The sequence below is a fragment of the Dermacoccus barathri genome (assembly GCF_015070805.1).
Taxonomy (GTDB): Bacteria; Actinomycetota; Actinomycetes; order Actinomycetales; family Dermatophilaceae; genus Dermacoccus; species Dermacoccus abyssi.
The window spans coordinates 124,150-142,611 of the sequence record NZ_JADCTK010000001.1 but is presented as its reverse complement, the minus strand read 5'-3'; the positions used below and the strand labels follow the sequence as shown (position 1 = coordinate 142,611).

The 18,462-nt window shown below is 68.9% G+C and carries 15 protein-coding genes; 10 read left to right on the top strand and 5 right to left on the bottom strand.

All coding sequences use genetic code 11. The features are described 5' to 3' along the window. Positions 1-205: 205 nt before the first annotated feature. The 3 genes from IM689_RS00680 to IM689_RS00670 all read left to right on the top strand — a co-directional run bounded on the left by IM689_RS00680 (position 206) and on the right by IM689_RS00670 (position 4,714). Positions 206-1,600 (top strand): MFS transporter, encoded by a 1,395-nt coding sequence (locus IM689_RS00680; RefSeq protein ID WP_193642472.1) that lies wholly within the window; start codon positions 206-208, stop codon positions 1,598-1,600. A gap of 89 nt (positions 1,601-1,689) precedes the next feature. Continuing rightward, complete coding sequence (locus tag IM689_RS00675) at positions 1,690-3,675, top strand: M13 family metallopeptidase (protein ID WP_193642471.1); 1,986 nt, start codon at positions 1,690-1,692, stop codon at positions 3,673-3,675. A 151-nt stretch (positions 3,676-3,826) separates the two neighbouring features. Further along, a complete protein-coding gene (locus IM689_RS00670; protein ID WP_193642470.1) occupies positions 3,827-4,714 on the top strand; it encodes an EamA family transporter in 888 nt (295 codons plus the stop codon). Here IM689_RS00670 and IM689_RS00665 read toward each other — a convergent pair. The 3 genes from IM689_RS00665 to IM689_RS00655 form a co-directional block, all read right to left on the bottom strand. Beyond that, on the bottom strand, positions 4,699-5,178 hold the full coding sequence (locus IM689_RS00665) for an 8-oxo-dGTP diphosphatase (RefSeq protein WP_193642469.1): 480 nt from the start codon (positions 5,176-5,178) through the stop codon (positions 4,699-4,701). The two genes, IM689_RS00670 and IM689_RS00665, sit on opposite strands and share 16 nt — an antisense overlap. Continuing rightward, positions 5,175-7,460 (bottom strand): helicase-associated domain-containing protein, encoded by a 2,286-nt coding sequence (locus IM689_RS00660; protein ID WP_319803745.1) that lies wholly within the window; start codon positions 7,458-7,460, stop codon positions 5,175-5,177. Before IM689_RS00660 ends, IM689_RS00665 begins: the two co-directional genes overlap by 4 nt. Before the next feature lie 112 nt (positions 7,461-7,572). Next, positions 7,573-8,490 carry an aldose 1-epimerase family protein gene (locus IM689_RS00655; protein ID WP_319803744.1) on the bottom strand — a complete coding sequence of 306 codons (918 nt, stop codon included), beginning with the start codon at positions 8,488-8,490 and terminating at the stop codon, positions 7,573-7,575. Between the two features lie 140 nt (positions 8,491-8,630). On the opposite strand from IM689_RS00655, the gene menD reads away from it, so the two are divergent. Further along, positions 8,631-10,391 carry a 2-succinyl-5-enolpyruvyl-6-hydroxy-3-cyclohexene-1-carboxylic-acid synthase gene (menD, locus tag IM689_RS00650; protein WP_319803743.1) on the top strand — a complete coding sequence of 587 codons (1,761 nt, stop codon included), beginning with the start codon at positions 8,631-8,633 and terminating at the stop codon, positions 10,389-10,391. A 28-nt stretch (positions 10,392-10,419) separates the two neighbouring features. Here menD and IM689_RS00645 read toward each other — a convergent pair whose 3' ends face one another. Both IM689_RS00645 and IM689_RS00640 read right to left on the bottom strand, forming a co-directional pair. Then, the gene (locus IM689_RS00645; protein WP_118912283.1) at positions 10,420-10,881 is read right to left on the bottom strand and encodes a flavodoxin; all 462 of its coding nucleotides are present in this window, start codon (positions 10,879-10,881) and stop codon (positions 10,420-10,422) included. A 19-nt stretch (positions 10,882-10,900) separates the two neighbouring features. Continuing rightward, a complete protein-coding gene (locus tag IM689_RS00640) occupies positions 10,901-12,157 on the bottom strand; it encodes an isochorismate synthase (RefSeq protein ID WP_240730142.1) in 1,257 nt (418 codons plus the stop codon). A gap of 58 nt (positions 12,158-12,215) precedes the next feature. Between IM689_RS00640 and IM689_RS00635 the strand changes: the two genes are divergently transcribed. The 6 genes from IM689_RS00635 (at position 12,216) to IM689_RS00610 (ending at position 18,450) form a co-directional block, all read left to right on the top strand. Beyond that, entirely contained in the window at positions 12,216-12,959 is a 744-nt protein-coding gene (locus IM689_RS00635; RefSeq protein ID WP_047310441.1) for a demethylmenaquinone methyltransferase, read from the top strand. Further along, positions 12,956-14,293 (top strand): geranylgeranyl reductase family protein, encoded by a 1,338-nt coding sequence (locus tag IM689_RS00630; RefSeq protein WP_193642466.1) that lies wholly within the window; start codon positions 12,956-12,958, stop codon positions 14,291-14,293. Before IM689_RS00635 ends, IM689_RS00630 begins: the two co-directional genes overlap by 4 nt. 22 nt (positions 14,294-14,315) lie before the next feature. Next, positions 14,316-15,314, top strand: a complete 999-nt coding sequence (locus IM689_RS00625) for a polyprenyl synthetase family protein (protein ID WP_193642465.1) — start codon at positions 14,316-14,318, stop codon at positions 15,312-15,314. Between the two features lie 94 nt (positions 15,315-15,408). Then, positions 15,409-16,002, top strand: a complete 594-nt coding sequence (locus IM689_RS00620; protein WP_193642464.1) for a TetR/AcrR family transcriptional regulator — start codon at positions 15,409-15,411, stop codon at positions 16,000-16,002. After that, positions 15,999-17,153, top strand: coding sequence for an alanine racemase (locus tag IM689_RS00615; protein WP_193642463.1), 1,155 nt, complete (start codon positions 15,999-16,001; stop codon positions 17,151-17,153). The genes IM689_RS00620 and IM689_RS00615 overlap by 4 nt, the downstream gene beginning before the upstream one ends. Further along, the gene (locus IM689_RS00610) at positions 17,146-18,450 is read left to right on the top strand and encodes a D-arabinono-1,4-lactone oxidase (protein ID WP_193642462.1); all 1,305 of its coding nucleotides are present in this window, start codon (positions 17,146-17,148) and stop codon (positions 18,448-18,450) included. Before IM689_RS00615 ends, IM689_RS00610 begins: the two co-directional genes overlap by 8 nt. Positions 18,451-18,462: the final 12 nt, after the last annotated feature.

Sequence of the window (18,462 nt, the reverse complement as noted above, 5' to 3'; positions counted from 1 at the left end):
CGCGGGGCCATTCCGGCCTTGGGTGGGGGAGCGCGCCCGGCCCGAGCCGCCGCCGCGCACCCGCTATTGACAGTTGGTCAGTTGGTAACAAATCGGCAACGACTATTGACCCTGCAATGTGGCACAGGACACATTTGGTGAACGCCCGTGCGACTCCGCTCGCGCTCGAATCGCCCCGCGCCTCAACGTCATTGAAGGAGTTCCCATGGCCGACACCTCGGCAGCCGTGAGCGACGCCGTCCAAGCCATCCCTGCGAGACGGCGTCGCCAACTGCTCATCTCGAGTCTGCTGAGCAGTTCGATCGAGTGGTACGACTTCTTCATCTTCGGTACCGCCGCCGCACTCGTCTTCCCGCACATCTTCTTCCCGGACAGCTCGGCCCTGACGGGTACGCTGCTCTCCTTCGGCACCTTCTGGGCGGCCTTCCTCGCCCGCCCGCTCGGAGGCATCCTCGCTGGGCACTACGGCGACAAGATCGGGCGCAAGCCCGTCGTCGTCTTCTGCATCTTCGCCATGGGAATCGCGACGTTCGGCATCGGCCTCCTGCCGACCGCCGCGACGATCGGTGTCGCAGCGCCGATCCTCCTCGTGCTCCTGCGCTTCGTGCAGGGCCTCGCGGCGGGTGGTCAGTGGGGCGGCATCATCCTGCTGCTCACCGAATCCGAAGGCCCGAAGAAGCGCGGCTACGCGGGAACCTTCGGGCAGATGGGTGTGCCGATCGGCGTCATCCTGGGCAACCTCGCCTTCCTCACGGTCTCGCACTTCGTCTCGGCCAAGGCCTTCCTCGACTGGGGCTGGCGCATCCCGTTCCTCCTCAGCGCCGTGCTGTTCCCGCTGGGCCTGTTCATCCACAAGCGGGTCGAGGACTCGGCCGAGTTCAAGGTGCTCCAGGAGCGCGCAGCCAAGCGCGCTGCTCAGGTCGGCAAGCAGGCACCGGTGTTCGAGGTGGTCAAGAAGGGCTGGAAGCGCATCCTGCTCGGCTGTCTCATGATGGGCGGCACGAACGCGATGTTCTACGTCGGCATCGTCGGTTCGTTGAGCTATGCCTCCAGCGACCTGGGCATGTCGCGTGACTCGCTGCTGGCGATCATGCTCGTCATCTCGTTGTTCAACATCCCGGTCATCCTGTTCGCGGGTGCTCTGTCGGACAGGGTCGGCCGCAAGCCCGTCGTGCTGTGGTCCGGCATCGGTCTGGCGCTGTCGATCTTCCCGTATTTCGCGCTCATGAACACGAAGAGCCTCGCGTTGTTCGCCGTCGGTTCGTTCATCACGAGCTTCTTCCAGTCCTCGATCTACGGACCGCTGGCGGCGTACCTCGGTGAGATCTTCCACCCCAAGATGCGCTACTCGGGCATGTCGCTGGCCTACCAGCTGTCCGCGATCGCGCTCGCCGGTCCGACGCCGATGATCATGGCGACCGTCATCGAGAAGACGGGCAGCACGAACGGCATCGCGGCCTACATGGTGCTCCTCGGCGTACTCACCGCCGTCGGGGCGTTCTTCCTACCCGAGACCAACCCCAAGGAGGTGCGGGACGACCCCAACGCGCTGCCGGGCATCGTCGACCTCGACGACGACGTCGCCGAGCCGGCGCGCTGAGGCTCGAACCTCCTTCCTGCCGAACGTCGCCGTGGGTCCTCGAACTCGCGGCGGCGTTCGCTGTCAGCGCGGGGTGAGAAGGTAGGGGCATGACGAGCAAGATCAACTCCGGCCTGGACGTGACCAGCTTCGACCCGGACGTGCGCCCGCAGGACGACCTGTTCGCGCACGTCAACAACACGTGGGTGGCCAACCACCCGATTCCCGAGGACAAATCGCGCTACGGCGCCTTCGACATGCTGCGCGAGGCGAGTGAGAAGGCCATGCGCGACATCATCGAGGAAGCTGCGGGCAAGGCCGAGGCCGCCGAGAACGACGGAACGGACGCGGGGCCCGCCACGCAGAAGGTCGGCGACCTCTACCGCTCGTTCATGGACACCAAGCGCATCGCCACCCTCGGAACGTCGCCGATCCTCGAGGACCTCGCCGTCATCGCCGGCCTCACCGACAAGCGTGACCTGCTCATGCTGCTCGGCCACCTCGAGCGCTACGGCATGGGCGGCCTGTTCGGCTTCTACGTCAGCGCCGATGCGAAGAACAGCGACGAGTACATCGTCTACCTCGGCCAGAGCGGCCTGGGCCTTCCCGACGAGGCCTACTACCGCGAGGAGCAGTACGCCGAGATTCGCGACAAGTACACCGCTCACATGGAACGTCTCCTGACGCTCGTGGGCGTCGAGAACGCCGACGAGGTCGCCCCGCGCGTCTACGAGCTCGAGAAGGCCCTCGCGAAGCACCACTGGGACAACGTCTCCACCCGCGACGCCGTCAAGAGCTACAACCGCTTCTCGCTCGAGGAACTGCGTGACCTCTTCGGCGCGTTCGACATCGACGCGTGGCTCGAGGGTCAGGTCGTGCCGGACGGCGCGTTCGCGAATGTCGTCGTCGGCCAGCCGAGCTACTTCGAGGCCCTGGGCGAGTTGTTCGACGAGCGTGACGTCGAGGACTGGAAGGCGTGGATGACGTGGCACCTCGTGACGTCGTTCGCCAGCTACCTCACCGACGACATCGTCGAGGAGCGCTTCGACTTCGCGGGCCGCGCCCTGTCGGGAACGCCGCAGCTGCGTGAGCGCTGGAAGCGCGGCGTCGGCCTCGTCGAGGGCGTGCTCGGCGAGGAGGCGGGCAAGCTCTACGTCGAGCGCCACTTCCCGCCCAAGGCCAAGGAGCGCATGGTCGAACTCGTCGACAACCTCGTCGAGGCCTTCCGCCGCAGCTTCCGCGAGAGCGCGTGGATGAGCGAGGAGACGCAGGCCAAGGCCCTCGAGAAGCTCGACCGGTTCACGCCCAAGATCGGCTACCCCGACAAGTGGCGTGACTTCTCCGAACTGCAGATCCTCGCCGATGATCTCGTCGGCAACGTCAAGCGTTCGGCGTCGTTCGAGACCGACTACCAGCTCGCCAAGATCGGCGGCCCGATCGATCGCACCGAGTGGCTCATGAGCCCGCAGACGGTCAACGCGTACTACCACCCGATGATGAACGAGGTCGTCTTCCCGGCCGCCATCCTGCAGCCGCCGTTCTTCGACGTGGACGCCGACGACGCCGTCAACTACGGCGGCATCGGCGCCGTCATCGGGCACGAGCTCGGCCACGGTTTCGACGATCAGGGTTCGCGCTTCAACGGCGACGGCGAACTCGTCGACTGGTGGACCGAGGGCGACCGCGAGCGGTTCGACGCCCTGGCGAAGAAGCTCATCGAGCAGTTCTCCCAGTACGAGACGCGTGACGCACCGGGCGTCAAGATCAACGGTGGTCTCACCGTCGGCGAGAACATCGGCGACCTCGGCGGCCTGACGATCGGCTACAAGGCGTACACGATCGCCTGCGAAGAAGCCCCTGCGCCCGTGCTGGAGGGCTTCACCGGCGCGCAGCGCTTCTTCCTCGGCTGGGCACAGGTGTGGAGCGGCGTCGCGCGTGAGGCCGAGGCCAAGCGCCTGCTCGCCATCGACCCGCACTCGCCGATGGATGTGCGCGCCAACGCCGCTCGCAACCTCACCGAGTTCGTCGAGGCGTTCGACGTGAAGCCCGGTGACGGTATGTGGATCGACGAGGAAGAGCGCGTTCGCATTTTCTGATCGACACGGTTTGCTCGTCCGCCGCGAGCCGACGACGAGGCCCGCTCCGCACGCCGGGGCGGGCCTCGCCCATGCCACCCTCGGGGCGCAGCCGTCCACGCAGGTGGACGCGCATTCGTCCGGCAGGGCTCCCGCGCGGTCGAATAGCCCCATGACGCCCCGCCACATCGCCCACGCACTTCTCGTCGTGCTCATCTGGGGCGTCAACTTCGTCGTCATCCACGAAGGCCTCGAGGGCGTGCCGCCGCTGCTGTTCGCGGCCATTCGCTTCAGTTGCATCGTGCCGTTCATCGCCGTCGTACCGCGCCCGAAGGTGGCCTGGCGCGACCTCGCCCCGGTGGGCCTGCTCATGTCGGCGGGGCAGTTCGGTTTCCTCTACTCGGCCATGGCCGCCGGTCTCGCCTCCGGGATGGCCTCACTCATCCTCCAGGCCCAGGCGCTCTTCACCGTCGTCATCGCGGCGGCTCTGCTCAAGGAGCGACCGAAGGCGATCCAGCTCGTCGGCATGGGTGTGGCTCTGGCCGGTCTCGTCCTCGTGGCCTCCGGGCGATCGGGCGCGACGCCACTCGTCGGGGTGATGCTCTGTCTCGCCGGTGCGCTGAGTTGGGGCGCGGGGAACGTCGCAGCCCGGCGGTGCGCCGGCGCGTCCGGCCTCGGCCTGACGGTGTGGGGCAGCCTCTTCGTGCCGCTGCCCTTGTTCGCGCTGTCCTTCGTCATCGAAGGTCCGGACCGCATGGCCGAAGGGCTCCAGCACTTCGGAGGCGCAGCGGTCGCCTCGACCGCCTACACCGTCGTCCTCGCAAGCCTGGTGGGTTACACGATCTGGAACGGCCTCATGGGCCACTACCCGGCTTCGAACGTCGCACCGTTCACTCTGCTCGTGCCGGTCGTCGGCTTCCTCGCCGGGTGGCTGTTCCTCGGGGAGGTGCCGTCTGTCTCGGCGTTCGCCGGAGGAGCGCTGCTCCTCGCCGGTGTTGCGATCATCGTCCTCGGCCCCAGGTATCTGGGACGAAGGACCCGCGTTCAGATTCCGGTGTGACTGGCGAGGGTCGCGCCGTCCGCGGCGTAGGTGAAGGTGGCCTCGTCGAAGCCACCAGCAAGCGCCGCAGGGAGCCAGTGGACGTTGTCCGGCCACATACGGCTCGTGGGCAGAGCGTCGACGGGCACCCACGTGACGAGCAGTTCGTCCGAGTCCTTCGGTTCGCCCGCGGCCGCCTCGGTGACGAAGACGTGCACGCGCATGTCGACCCCGCCGCCGTCCGGGAAGGCGAAGGTGACGACGCCCCGCGCGTCCAGATCGGCATCGTTCACACGAAGCGACGTCTCCTCGAACAGCTCCCGCGCGGCCGCTCGGCGAGGTGTTTCACCCGGATCGACCTTGCCGCCCGGCACGACCATGCGGCCCTGGCCGAACCCGCGCAGCTTCTCCCCGAGCGCGAGGTGCGTGCGGCCCTCGAGGGTCCGGGTGACGACGACGAGGCACGTCTCGATCGGCTCGCTCACGCCGGTGCCACCCCGGTGATGCGGTGGATGGAGAACGAGCGGGTGGTCGTCGTGTTGTCGCCGATCTGCCCGACGACGCGCCCACCCGAGACGCTCGTCGGCCGGAAGAGGGCGCGCTTGATGTCGCCCGAGGCATCGACATAACCGATCCAGACGGGAGCCCGATCGGCGGCAGCGTCCTGCAAGGAGGTGAGTGTGACCGTCGGGTCGGACGAGGGGATGCGCGTGCGCTCGTCGTGCTGCGAGGGGCGCACGGCGCTCTTCTCCGCCTCCCGCATGCGCTGCGTCATGGCCGTCGCTTCGTCACCGTCGAGGCGGACAACACGAACTGGCGTGCTGCGGCGCCCGGGCGTGGGGGAGCGCTTCACCTCTTCGGTGCGCACGACGACGCCACCGTCCGAGGTCTCGGCAACCGGCGCGTGACGGTGCTCACGCAGAACGTCGAGCAGCGTCGAGGCGGGCAGGGGCGAGACGCACACGGTCGGAGCGATGCGGCGTAGCTGGAGCGAGGCGAGCGACGAGTCAGCGACGAGGGCGTCGAGCGATCCCTCGTCGTCGCTGCGCACGTACGAACCGACGGAGCCGACGCGCAGATGGCCGTATCGACGCGCGACGTCGCCGAGAAGGTACTCGAGCGCCTGGGGGACCGGTGTCATCGAGTGACGCCGGAGGGCCTCGAGCGCTTCGCCCGAGGAGACGCCGTGGTCGAGCAACCGTCGGATGCTGCTCTCGGTGAACCGGAAGACCGTTGCGCCGCCACGTGATTCGACGTCGGCGCTGCGGCGCATGAACGTCGCGACCTCTTCCGTGAGAGGCCCTGGCGCAATAGCGGTGAGGTCGCCCTGGAGCATGACCTGCGAGACAGGCTGGGGCATGGAGGCGGCCATGAGGGCGGCGACGGACTCGAGGTTCGCCTCGCTCGTCGGGACGGAGTCGTCGCTCGGCACCGCGAGGAGCGCTCGACCGGCGGAGGTGAGGGCCGAGCGGCCCGTCACGCCGAGCCAGCCGGCCTCGCGCGACACGTCGTCGGCGCGGGTGGGGGCTCCCTCGGGAAGGCGCAGAGGTCGTTTCCAGCGCAGCAGGGCGTCGACCTGTTCGGTGGTCGGGGCGCTGCCTGCCTCGAGCGCGGCGAGCGTGGCGAGGACGTCGGCGCGGCGAGCCCGCATGAGCGGCCACGAGGCGTCCTTGCCGAGGACGTTGACGAGAGTGCCGTCGATCGTCTGACCGGCGAGGCTCGCGGCGCGCGTGGTGTCGCGCCACGCGAACGCCAGATGGGCCCAGCGACGGGCAGGAGTCCACGTGGCCCACTCGTCGTAGAACTCGGTGGGCCGCCACAGCGGATCGACCTCCCCGTCGGGAGCGAGAAGGCCTGCGGCGTAGGAGAGTTCGAGGACGAACGCCGTCAGATCGCTCGAACTGTCGATCGCTACGGCCGTGCGTCGGTGGTCGCGTACGGCGACGCCTCCGGTGCGCAGCACGCGGGGCGGTTGGGCGTCCCAGGCGGCGACGACCTCGTCGAGACGCCACAATAGATCGAGCACGGCGCCGGCCGCCGCGTCGTCGGCACTCGCCTGCTCGACGTGGGTCATCTCGGCGGTCGGGGGAGCCCACGCCTCGCGGTACAGACGCCCGCCACGCAGCGCGAGCCCGACCTCACGCGGGATGACGGCGTCGCTGCCGCGCTCGCCGTCGACGGCCACCATGAGGCCGGCACCGACGAGTTCGCGGCGCACATCGCGCAGGGTCTGCGTGGTGAACGAGCCGCGTGCGGATGTCCACCGGAGTTGGTCGATGACGGCCTGAGCACGCGGTGAGAGCGCGTTGTAGGCCCGTGTCACGGCGTCGAAGTCGCCCTCGGAGCCGACGGCAAGGTCGTCCAGTCGTACGTCAAGATCGCTCGCGCTTCGTCCCAATCCTGCTGGGTGCGTGAGGGTTTCGCCGACAGCTCGGGCGGTGCGCCACCCGTCGGGAGAGCGCCAGACGAGAGCCTGGTGCCACAGCTCGCGGATACCGTCGTCGACGGCGGAACGTGACGCACCGAGCGCCGAAGGAGCGCCCTCGGCGCCGACGACGAGCAGCGCTTCCACGAGGTGGAGGAGGCGCGCGTCGAGGTGTTCGAGAGCGCGCTGGACGCTGGCGCGCGTGGAGGCCCGCGCGGCAAGCGACGTGATGTCGGCGGGTGCCGGGCGCGCCAGATCGGGCCGGGCGAGAAGGAGCGCCGCGAGGTCGTCGTCCGCGCGGCCCCTCAGGTCGTCGGCGAAACTACGGGCAGATCGAGGCACTCTCACCACGGTAGTCGCCGCGGGCGGCATCGGCATCCGCGGCGTCCATCGGGGTTCGATGTTGAGCGGTGTGGGCGGTACCCGTGCCGCGCTCACCGCTCAACATCGAGTTTCAGGCGCCGGTGATGCCGAACGGGGCGCTCCACGTCTCGCCGGGCGCGAGGGTGAGCAGGCCCTCCCCGGTGTTGAAGGCGTTTGCGGGGCATGTCATCGGTTCGACGGCGAGCCCGGAACGGCGGTTCTTCGGTTCGGGCAGGCCATCGCCGGTGAAGGTCTGGACGTAGCGGTACGCACTCGCGTCGGCCCACAGTGTCGTCGTGCGCGAGCCGTTCGTGACCGACGCCCGCCAGCGGCCGTCGGTGACGCGGATGTCCGTGAAGCACGTGTCGAGTGAGACCCCCTCGAGCGGGAGCCCGCCGGAGAAATCGTGGGTGCTCGTCTCGCGCCCGGTCGGGATGAGTCGCTCGTCGACGGTGAGCTGCGTGGCGACGTCGAGCGTCAGGGCGGCGTCGTCGAGCGAGGACTCACCCGCGGTGAGGTACGGGTGCGCTCCGAACCCGAACGGGCACGCGGTGGACGACAGGTTCGTGACGTTCGGGGTGACCGTCAGGCCGTCGGGGTCGAGCGAGTAGGTCATCTCGACGCGCAGGGTCCACGCCCAGCCGGGCTGGGGATGGAGGGTGACGCCGACGGTTAGCCGGTGGGTCGAGCGCTCCACGAGATCCCAGGCGAGCCACTGCACGAGACCGTGCGAGGCGTTCGCCAGCCCCGGTTCGGTGTGCGCCAGGAGGTAATTCTCGCCGTCGAACGAGTACCGTCCGCCGTCGATTCGGTTGGGCCACGGCGTGAGGACGTGTCCCCGCGCGGCGTCCGCCATTGCCTCGACGGCATAACCGAAGACGAGGTCACGCTTGTCGTGGGTCAGGCGGCGCAGACCACCACCCACCTCGACAACGGTTGCCTCGTAGCCGTGCGCCGCGATGGTCCATTGCTCGCCGCTCGGGGCGGGGAGGTCGTTGAGGGTGCTCACGTCGGTCAGGCTAACGGCCCTGTCAGGGTCGGGCCCACCGCACACTCCCACCCGGGAGCGGGCAGGACCGGGCCCACCCGAGTGTCCGTCACACCCTGGCACGTGTGGCCTTCGGCGGCGGGGTGCGCGAGACTGGCCCGGTGAATCCTTCGACCGCTATGGCCACCGTCCTCGTCGACGAACTCGTGCGCCTGGGCATCACCGACGTCGTCCTCGCGCCCGGCTCACGTTCCGCGCCGCTCGCCTACGCGGTGGCGCGGGCCGACGCCGCGAAGAAGTTGCGCCTCCATGTGCGCATCGACGAGCGTTCGGCCGGCTTCCTCGCCCTCGGACTCGCGAAGATCTCACGTAACCCGGTGCCGGTCATCACGACGAGCGGCACGGCCGTCGCGAACCTCCACCCGGCCGTCCTCGAAGCGCACCACGCGCAGGTGCCGATGATCGTCATGTCGGCCGACCGTCCCGCAGAGCTGCGTGACACAGGTGCCAACCAGACGACGGATCAGGTCAAGATCTTCGGTCAGGCCACGCGCTGGTTCCACGAGTTCGCCACGCCCGCCGAGCGTGAGGGGCAGAACACCGTGTGGCGCTCGGTCATCGGTCGTGCGGTCGCGCACGCCGTGGGAGTGCCCACCGGCGACGCCGGACCGGTCCACCTCAACCTGCCGTTCCGTGAGCCGCTCACCCCCGAAACCTCCGACGACGGGACGTGGCCAGAGTCCCTCGAGGGCCGCGATCGTGGACGCCCGTGGCTGCAGTTGCGAGCCCCCGCCTCCCGCGTCGCCGTGGCGGACGGGCCGGGCATCGCCCCGGTGCCGCGCACCCTCGTCCTCATGGGCGACCTGCCCGACCCGCGCATGAGCGCGGAGATCGCCGAACTCGCGGACGCCGCCGGTTGGCCCGTCATCGCCGAGCCGTTCGGTGACTACCACCGTGGCCGCGCGATGCCGCACGGTTCGCTCATCCTCGCCTGCCACGACTGGCTGGACAAGCACCTGCCGGAACGCGTGCTCGTCGCGGGCCGCATGACGCTCTCGCGTGACGTCGCCCTGCTGCTGCGCAACCCCGAGGTGACGGTCGAGATCGTCACCGGATCGAACGCGTGGGCCGACCCCTCACACGTCGTCCAGCGGGTCCACGAGTGGGCCACGATCGCCCGTTCGCACGAGTTGGTCTCGGCATGCGCCGACCGTCGCTGGGCCAGCGCGTGGCGGATGGCGGGCCATCGTCTCACCCAGGTCGTCGGGCCGCTCGTCGCTGACTCGTGGCCCTCCGGAATGTCCGCGACGTCGACCGTCGTGCAGCACCTGCCGGCCGACTCGGCGCTGCTCGTGGGTTCGTCGAACACGGCGCGCGACCTCGACCTCGGGCGTAACCCGCAGCAGATCGCTCGCAAGGTGTCCGCGGTCGGCAACCGTGGCCTGTCCGGAATCGACGGGCTCGTCTCGACGGCCATGGGCATCGCACTCGCGCACGGGCGGCCGAGCTTCGCCCTCATGGGGGACCTCACGTTCCTGCACGACAGCAACGGGTTGCTGCTCGGCCCCGGCGAGCCACGCCCCGATCTCACCATCGTTGTCATCAACGACAACGGCGGGGGCATCTTCGGCACCCTCGAACAGGGGCGGCCGGAGTTCGCCGAGCACTTCGAGCGCGTCTTCGGTACGCCGACGGGCGCCGATCTCGAGCTGGTGTGCCAGGCGCGCGGCGTCGAGTACACCCGGGCCACCTCGCGTGAGCACCTCATCGATCTCGTCTCGAACCCGCGGCCGGACGTCCAGGTGGTCGAGGTGACGGTCGATCGCAGCGGTGAGCGTCTCGGCCGCCGCAATCTCGTGGCCGCCGCCGTCGAGGCCGTTGCCGGTGCCGAGGAGATGCCGACGCGGTTCGAGCGTCGCTGAGCGCCGGCCCGGACGCGCTCGGTGTGCGTCAGGCGATGAGGTTGGCGGCGACGGTGGCGCCGAACTCGCGGGCCTCGGCGAGGTCGACGTCGCTCAGTTCGCCGAGGCGTTCGTACGGTTCGGCGACCAGACGAAGGTCGAGCCCGGTGGTGATGGCGTCGAGGGCACGACGCGCGCCGGTGGCGTCGCTGCGTCCGTGAACCCAGTAGGAGAAGGGGCGGCGCGCCACCTCCTCGAGCAGGTCGTCGTACGTCGAGTCGAAGCTGTGCTTGAGTGCGCCCGAGATGTAGCCGAAGTTCACGGGCGTGCCGAAGAGGTAGCCGTCGGCGTCGAGGTAGAGCTGCGGATCGGTGGCCTCGAGGGCTGCCACGGCGTGCACGTCGACCTCGTCGGCGAAGAACTCGGGATCGCTCGCACCCGCGAGCACGGCGTCGCGCAACGCAACGGTGGCAGGCGTCGGGGCGTGTGTGATGACGAGGAGTTGCTTCATCCCTCGACGGTAGCGGCGATCAGCGCAGCGCTTCGCGCATCGGTGCGAGTTTGGCGACCGACTCGGCCACCTCGCTCACCGGATCCGAGCCCTCGACGATGCCGCAGCCGGCGAACAGGCGGATGCGGCACGGGTTCTCGATGTCGATCTGGCCGCTGCGCAGGGCAATGCCCCACTCGCCGTCACCGCGCGCGTCGATCCACCCGACGGGCCCGGCGTACCGGCCGCGGTCCATGTGTTCCAGCTCGTCGATGACGAGGGCGGCCTCGCGCGTCGGCGTACCGCAGACGGCGGCCGAGGGGTGCAGTGACGCCGCGAGCGTGAGCGACGACGCGCCGTCGGTGAGAGCCCCGGAGACGTCCGTCGCGAGGTGCATGACGTTCGGCAGGTGCAGCACGAAGGGAGCGTCGGGCACGTTCATCGACGAGCAGTGCGGCCGCAGCGCGGCCTCCACCGAACGCACGGCGAACTCGTGCTCGACGAGGTCCTTCGAACTGCGCGCGAGGCTCGCCGCTAGAGCCAGGTCATGGTCGTCGGAACCGGTGCGCCGGATCGTTCCGGCGAGCACACGCGAGGTGACGAGGCCCTTGTCCGAGCGCACGAGCAGCTCCGGCGTGCCGCCGACGAGCCCGTCGACGGCGAACGCCCACGTGTCGCGGTAGGCGGTGGACAGGCGGGCCAGGAGCCAGCGCGGGTCGATGTCGGCGTCGGCGGTGTGGATCTCGTCGCGCGCGAGGACGACCTTGTCGATGCGTCCGGCGCGGATGTACTCGATGGCGTCTCCGACAGCGCCGCGCCACTGCGCCGGCGACAGCGCCCCGTCGGTGCGCTCCACGCCGGTGGGTGCCTCGGCGGGCTTCACCTCCGGCAACTGGTCGGTGGTGCGGTTGATCGTCGTCAGCCACGCGTGGCCGTCACGCCGACCGACGATCATCTCCGGCACGACGAGCGCAGCGCCTTCGTCGGAAGAGTTGCGGAAGCTGAACGAGCCGAAGCCGACGAGGCCGGTGCCCGGTCGTTCTACCTCGTCGACGACGTCGGCTGCGGCGACGAGGGCGTCCCACCACTCCTCGGCGTCGGCGAAGCGAGCGTCGCCGGAGGTGGAAACGGCTGCCGCGCGTCCCCAGCCCACGAGCCCTTCCTCGCGCCGAACCCAGGACATGACGTCCTCCGCGGGGCGCCCTGCGGGGATGAGGCCGACGAGGTCACCGGGGTCGGTGAGCTCGTACGTGCGTACGCGCAGACGCGGCGTGGCGGCGGGACGGGCTTCGTTCACAATGGACCAGCCTAAGGCGCGCTTCGGCCCAAGCGGTGACGGGTGCGAGAATGCAGGCATGAATCGAGCAGGCCTGGACAAGCGACCCTCCGACGTGGCGCGCATGTTCGACGACGTGGCGGCACGCTACGACCTCATGAACGACGTGCTCTCCCTCGGTCAGGACCGTCGCTGGCGCAAGCAGGTGCTCAAGGCGCTGGCTCCCCGGCCCGGTCAGGTCGTGCTCGACATCGCCGCCGGAACCGGCACGTCGTCGGAGCCCTTCGAAGCCGCGGGAGCGCACGTCGTGCCCGCCGACTTCAGCCTCGGCATGCTGCGCGAGGGCAAGAAGCGCCGCGCCGACATGGCCTTCACCGCCGCGGACGCGACGAAGCTGCCGTTCGCCGACGCCTCGTTCGACGCGGTGACGATGAGCTTCGGCCTGCGCAACGTCGTCGATGTCGACGGCGCCCTCGCCGAGTACGCCCGCGTGACGAAGCCCGGTGGAACCCTCCTCATCTGCGAGTTCAGCCAGCCGACGAACGGTGCCTTCCGCAAGATCTACGGCGAGTACCTCATGCAGGCGCTCCCGCCGGTGGCGCGCGCCGTCAGCTCCAACCCGGAGAGCTACGTCTATCTCGCCGAGTCCATTCAGGCCTGGCCGGCGCAGCGTGAACTCGCCACGCGCATCAAGGCAGCAGGCTGGGGCGACGTCGAGTGGCGCAATCTCTCGGGTGGCATCGTCGCGCTTCACCGCGCGGTGAAGCCTGCGGCGGCGAAGGGACAGAAGAACCAGCCGAAGTCCAAGGGCGGGGCGGCGTGAGCGACACCTCGAACCTCACGCCGGGCACCGGTGTGAACAGCGCAGACGCATCCGAGCGCGCCGACGTCATCGTCGTCGGCGCCGGCCCCGGCGGTTCGACGATGGCCGCGTACATCGCGGACGCGGGCCTCGACGTCCTGCTCCTGGAGAAGACGCGCTTCCCGCGCGAGAAGGTCTGCGGTGACGGCCTCACGCCGCGCGCCGTCAAGGAACTCGACCTGCTCGGCATTGCGACCCCCGAGAGCGAGGGGTGGATCCGCAACAAGGGGCTGCGCCTCGTGGGCCGCGGTATGCGGTTGCAGGTCGACTGGCCCGAGGCGTCCGGCTTCCCGACTTACGGCCTCGTGCGCACCCGCCAGGACTTCGACGACATCCTCGCGCGTCACGCGGTGAGCAAGGGTGCCCGTCTCCTGCAGGGTGTCAATGTCACCGAGCCGCTGCGCGAGGGCTCGCAGGTCGTCGGTGTCAGGGCCAAGCTCCTCGGTGAGGATGGCCGTGCCACGGGGGATACGGCCACCTACCGTGCCCCGCTCGTCGTCGCGGCTGACGGCAACTCGAGCCGCTTGGCGCTCGCCGTCGGGCGAGAGAAGCGCGAGGACCGCCCCATGGGCGTCGCAGTGCGCGGCTACTACACGAGCCCCCGCACGCACGACGACTACCTCGAGAGCTGGCTCGAGCTGCCCGGACGTGACGAGCACGGACGCGAGGTCCTGCTCCCGGGCTACGGCTGGATCTTCGGCGTCGGCGACGGCACCTCGAACGTCGGCCTCGGCATCCTCAACACCTCCAAGGCGTTCGGGCGCACCGACTACCGCGAGGTGCTCAAGCGCTGGGTCGCGCAGATGCCGGCCGAATGGACCTTCACCGACGAGACGCTCGTCGGCGACCTGCGCGGCGCCGCCTTGCCCATGGGTTTCAACCGGACGCCGCATTATGCGGACGGCCTCATGCTCGTCGGTGACTCGGGCGGCATGGTCAACCCGTTCAACGGCGAAGGCATCGCCTACGCCATGGAGGCCGCACGCCTCGGAAGCGAGGTCGTCGCGAGTGCCTTCACCCGTGGCCGCCATGACGACGCTGCCCGCGAGCGCGTCCTCGAGACCTACCCCAAGGTGATGAAGGACGCCCTCGGTGGGTACTTCACCCTGGGGCGTCACTTCGCCACGATCATCGGCAACCCGCAGCTGATGAAGCTCGCCGTGACATACGGTCTGCCGCGGGAAGACCTCATGAAGCTCGTCGTCCGGGTCATGGCGAACCTCGCCGACCCGAAGGGCACGAGCACCACCGACCGCCTGTACAGCGCCCTGACGCGCATCACGCCCAGCGCGTGAGCGACGACGAAAGAGTGAACCGATGACATCCCCTGCCGCTGCGGTCGTGCCCGAGGCGTCGGACGAACTGACGCAGCGCCTCGCCGACGGTCTCGTGCGCGTCAACGACCGCCTCGACGAGGTCGTCGATCACGACAGCCCCCTCGTTAAGGAGGCGAGCCACCACCTCGTCGACGCCGGGGGCAAGCGTTTTCGCCCGCTGCTCACGTTGCTCACCGCCGAACTCGGCACGGGCGCGAGCAACGAGGTGGTCGATGCCGCCGCCGCTGTCGAACTGACGCACCTCGCCTCGCTGTACCACGACGACGTCATGGACGAATCCGACCTGCGTCGCGGGGTGCCGAGCGCCAACTCGGTCTACGGCAACTCGACGGCGATCCTCGTCGGTGACCTGCTGTTCGGCAAGGCCTCCGAGCTCGTCGCTCACCTCGGCTCCGAGGCCGTGCTCCTGCAGGCGCGTACCTTCGTCCGCCTGTGTGCAGGCCAGATCGAGGACGAGCGTCAGGCTCCTGACGGCGAAGACCCCATGGCCTATTACCTGCGTGTGCTCGCCGACAAGACCGGTGTGCTCATCGCGGCCGCCGCGCAGTACGGCGCCATGTTCTCCGGCTGCGACGCGCGCGTCATCGACCTGCTCGGCCGATACGGCGAACTCGTCGGCCTCGTCTTCCAGCTCTCCGACGACATCATCGACATCACGAGCGACGCCGAGACGCTGGGCAAAATGCCCGGCACCGATCTGCGCGAAGGCGTGGCGACCCTGCCGACGTTCTACGTCAACGCCTCGAACGACCCGGCCGACGAGCGGCTCAAGGAGCTCCTCGCGCGCCCGTTGGTCGATGACGCCGAGCACGCCGAAGCCCTTGAGCTGTTGCGTCGTCACCCCGCGATCGACAAGGCACGTGAGCGCACTGCCTCGCTGGCTCGTGAGGCGGCTGCGCTCATCGACGAGTTGGGCGAAGGTGACGCGCAGACGGCTCTCAAGGCGCTACCGATGAGCGTCGCGTCGCGTTCCGCCTGAACCCGCGAGACGCGTCACGCAGTCCGATAGTTGAAAGATGAATGGGTTTCTTTCGTCGGGTCACGCGTCCTCATGAGGGAGTAGGGTCGCAAGCATGCCTCGGTTGGACATCGACACGCGCAGGACGCAGCTCATCGACGCTGCCATCCGCATCGCGCTCCGTGACGGTCTCGACAACACGACGGTGCGGCGCATCGCGACGGAGGCGGGTGTGTCGCTCGGAACGGTGCACTACTGCTTCGACAACAAGCGGGCCCTGCTCGAAGCAGTAGTCGAGACCCTCCTTCAGCGTGAGGTCGACGTAGCCGAGTTCGACCTGCCCGACGGCGCCACCCCCGTCGACGCCATCAAGCAAGCCTTCCGGTACTACTGGACCTTGAGTGGTGCCCAGACCGAGCGGCAGCGCCTGGTCTACGAACTGGTGGCCTACCTCGTGCGCCAGGAGGCTCCGGGTCCGGAGCTCGCGCAACGCATCTTCGCGAACAAATACGAGGTCGTGCGCGGCTTCCTCGAACTGTTCCAGAAGAAGGGGGAGGCCGAACTCGGTCTGCCCGTCGATGTCATCGCCCGGATGACTGTTGCCATGACGGACGGTGTCGCTCTCGCGTGGCTCGCGGACGGGGATGACGAGAAGGCCCTCGAGGTTCTCGACAGCTTTGCAGAGATTCTCGCGCGGACCCAGACATGACCTCCGTGTTCGACGCCCCCATCGATGCAGGTGAGGGGCCGCAGTTCGTCGTCGATCAAGGCGTGCTGCGTGAGAACTTCGAGAAGTTGCGTCGCGCCGCCGACGGTGTGCCGCTCCGGCTCGCGAGCAAGTCGGTGCGCGTGCGCTCGATCCTCGAATGGGGCCTCGAGCAGGACGGGGTCTGCGGTCTGCTCGTCTACTCGGCGGCCGAGGCGCTCTGGCTCGTCGAGAACGGCGCCCACGACGTCGTCATTGCCTACCCGAGTGTTGACGTGGCGACGATGGCGATGGTTGCGCAGAACGACACCGCCCGCCGCGAGATCACGTTCATGGTGGACCTTCCCGAGCACCTCCAGATGATCGGGCGGATCGGACGCGAGCACGGGTGCGAGTTGCGTGTGAGCCTCGACGTCGACGCGTCCCTGCGGATCGGGCGCCTCTCACTCGGCGTCCACCGATCGTCGGTGCACACCGCCGAAGAGGCCGGAGAATTCGCGCGCCTCGCCTCCGAGACCGAGGGCGTGCGCCTCGTCGGCATCATGATGTACGAGGCCCAGGTGGCCGGCGTCGCCGACGCCACCCCCGTGCACCGTCTCATCAAGCGCCGCTCCGTGCAGGAGCTGGAGGTGCGTCGCGGTGCGGTGCGTCGGGCCGTCGAGCAATACGCCGACCTCGAGTTCGTTAACGGTGGCGGAACCGGCTCGGTGCACCTGACCGGAAACGACGGTGTCGTCACCGACATCGCTGTGGGCTCCGGACTGTTCACCTCGACGTTCTTCGACAACTACCGCGATCTGACCACCAAGGCGGCCGCTTACTTCGTCTCGCCGGTCGTGCGGCGTCCGTCCGAATCCGTCGTCGTCACGTTCAGCGGCGGCTACCTCGCCTCCGGTGTCGGTAACTCGTCGCGTATGCCCACCCCGGTGTGGCCCGAGGGGTTGCGCTATTTCGGTCAGGAGGGCCCGGGCGAGGTGCAGACCCCGTTGCGTGGCCCCGGAACGCGTGGGCTCGCGATCGGCGACAACGTCTGGTTCCGCCACACCAAGGCGGGCGAGGCGTGCGAGCGTTTCGACACCGTTCACGTCGTGGAGGGTGGGCGCGTCATCGAGACGGTGCCCACGTATCGAGGGGAAGGCAAGAACTTTGGCTGAGTGGAGCAACTGGGCGGGCAACGTCACGGCGACGCCGTCACGGGTCGTCTCGCCGAGCGATACTGCCGCGATGGCGGAGCTCGTGCGTGAGAGTACTGCGGCTGGACGCAAGGTTCGCCCCGTCGGTGCCGGCCACTCGTTCACTCCCATCGCGCAGCCGGTCGACACCCAGGTGCGTCTCGACGCGATGTCGGGCATCGTCTCGGTCGACGAAGCGACGAACCGCGTGCGCGTCAAGGCGGGCACCCACCTGTACGAGCTCGTCAACCTGCTCGCCGACCGCGGCCTCGCGCTCGCGAACATGGGCGACATCGACCGTCAGACGATCTCCGGCGCCGTCTCCACCTCGACGCACGGCACGGGCCTCGCGTGGACCGGCTTCGGCGGCACTGTCGTCGGCGGCGAGATGGTCACGGGCACCGGCGACGTGCTGAGCTGGAGCGAGGGCGGCGAGAACAGCGACCTCGTGCCGGCGCTCGGCGTCACGCTCGGAGCACTCGGCGTGCTCACCGAGGTGGAGCTGCAGTGCGTGCCCGCGTTCACCCTCTCGGCCGTCGAGCGTCCCTCGACGATGACCGAGGAACTCGCCGTGCTCCCCGCGACCCTCGCCGAGACCGATCACTACGAGTTCTACTGGTTCCCGCACACCGACAAGGTGATGATGAAGCGCAACACGCGCGGCGCCGGCGATGCCCCGACGAAGCCGTTGGCTCAGTGGCGCCACAAGCTCGACGACGAGTTCCTCTCCAACACGCTCTTCGACGCGATCTGCCGCCTGAGCGTCGCTCGCCCGAACCTCACGCGCCGGATCAACAACGTCTCGGCGCGGGCCCTCTCGGCGCGAGAGTTCAGCGACGTCAGCCACAGCGTCTACGCCTCACCGCGCACCGTGCGTTTCCGCGAGTCGGAGATGGCTGTGCCGGTCGAGGCAGCCGAGTCGATCCTGCGTGATCTTCAGGCCTGGGTGGAGCGCACCAACGAGCCTGTCGCCTTCCCCGTCGAGGTGCGCTGGACGGCCGGCGACGACCGCTGGATGTCGACCGCCTACGGCCGCGAGAGCTGCTACATCGCCATCCACCACTACGTGAAGGCCGACCACCGGACGTACTTCAAGTACTTCTGGGACATGGCTCGCGCTCACGAGGCGCGCCCGCACTGGGGCAAGATGCACGACTACGACGCGGAGTACCTGCGCACCGTCTACCCGAAGTTCGACGACTTCGTGGCGCTGCGCGAGCGCTTCGACCCGCAGCGGGTCTTCACGAACGCCTACCTCGACCAGGTGCTCGGCGTCTGACGCTGACCTCAG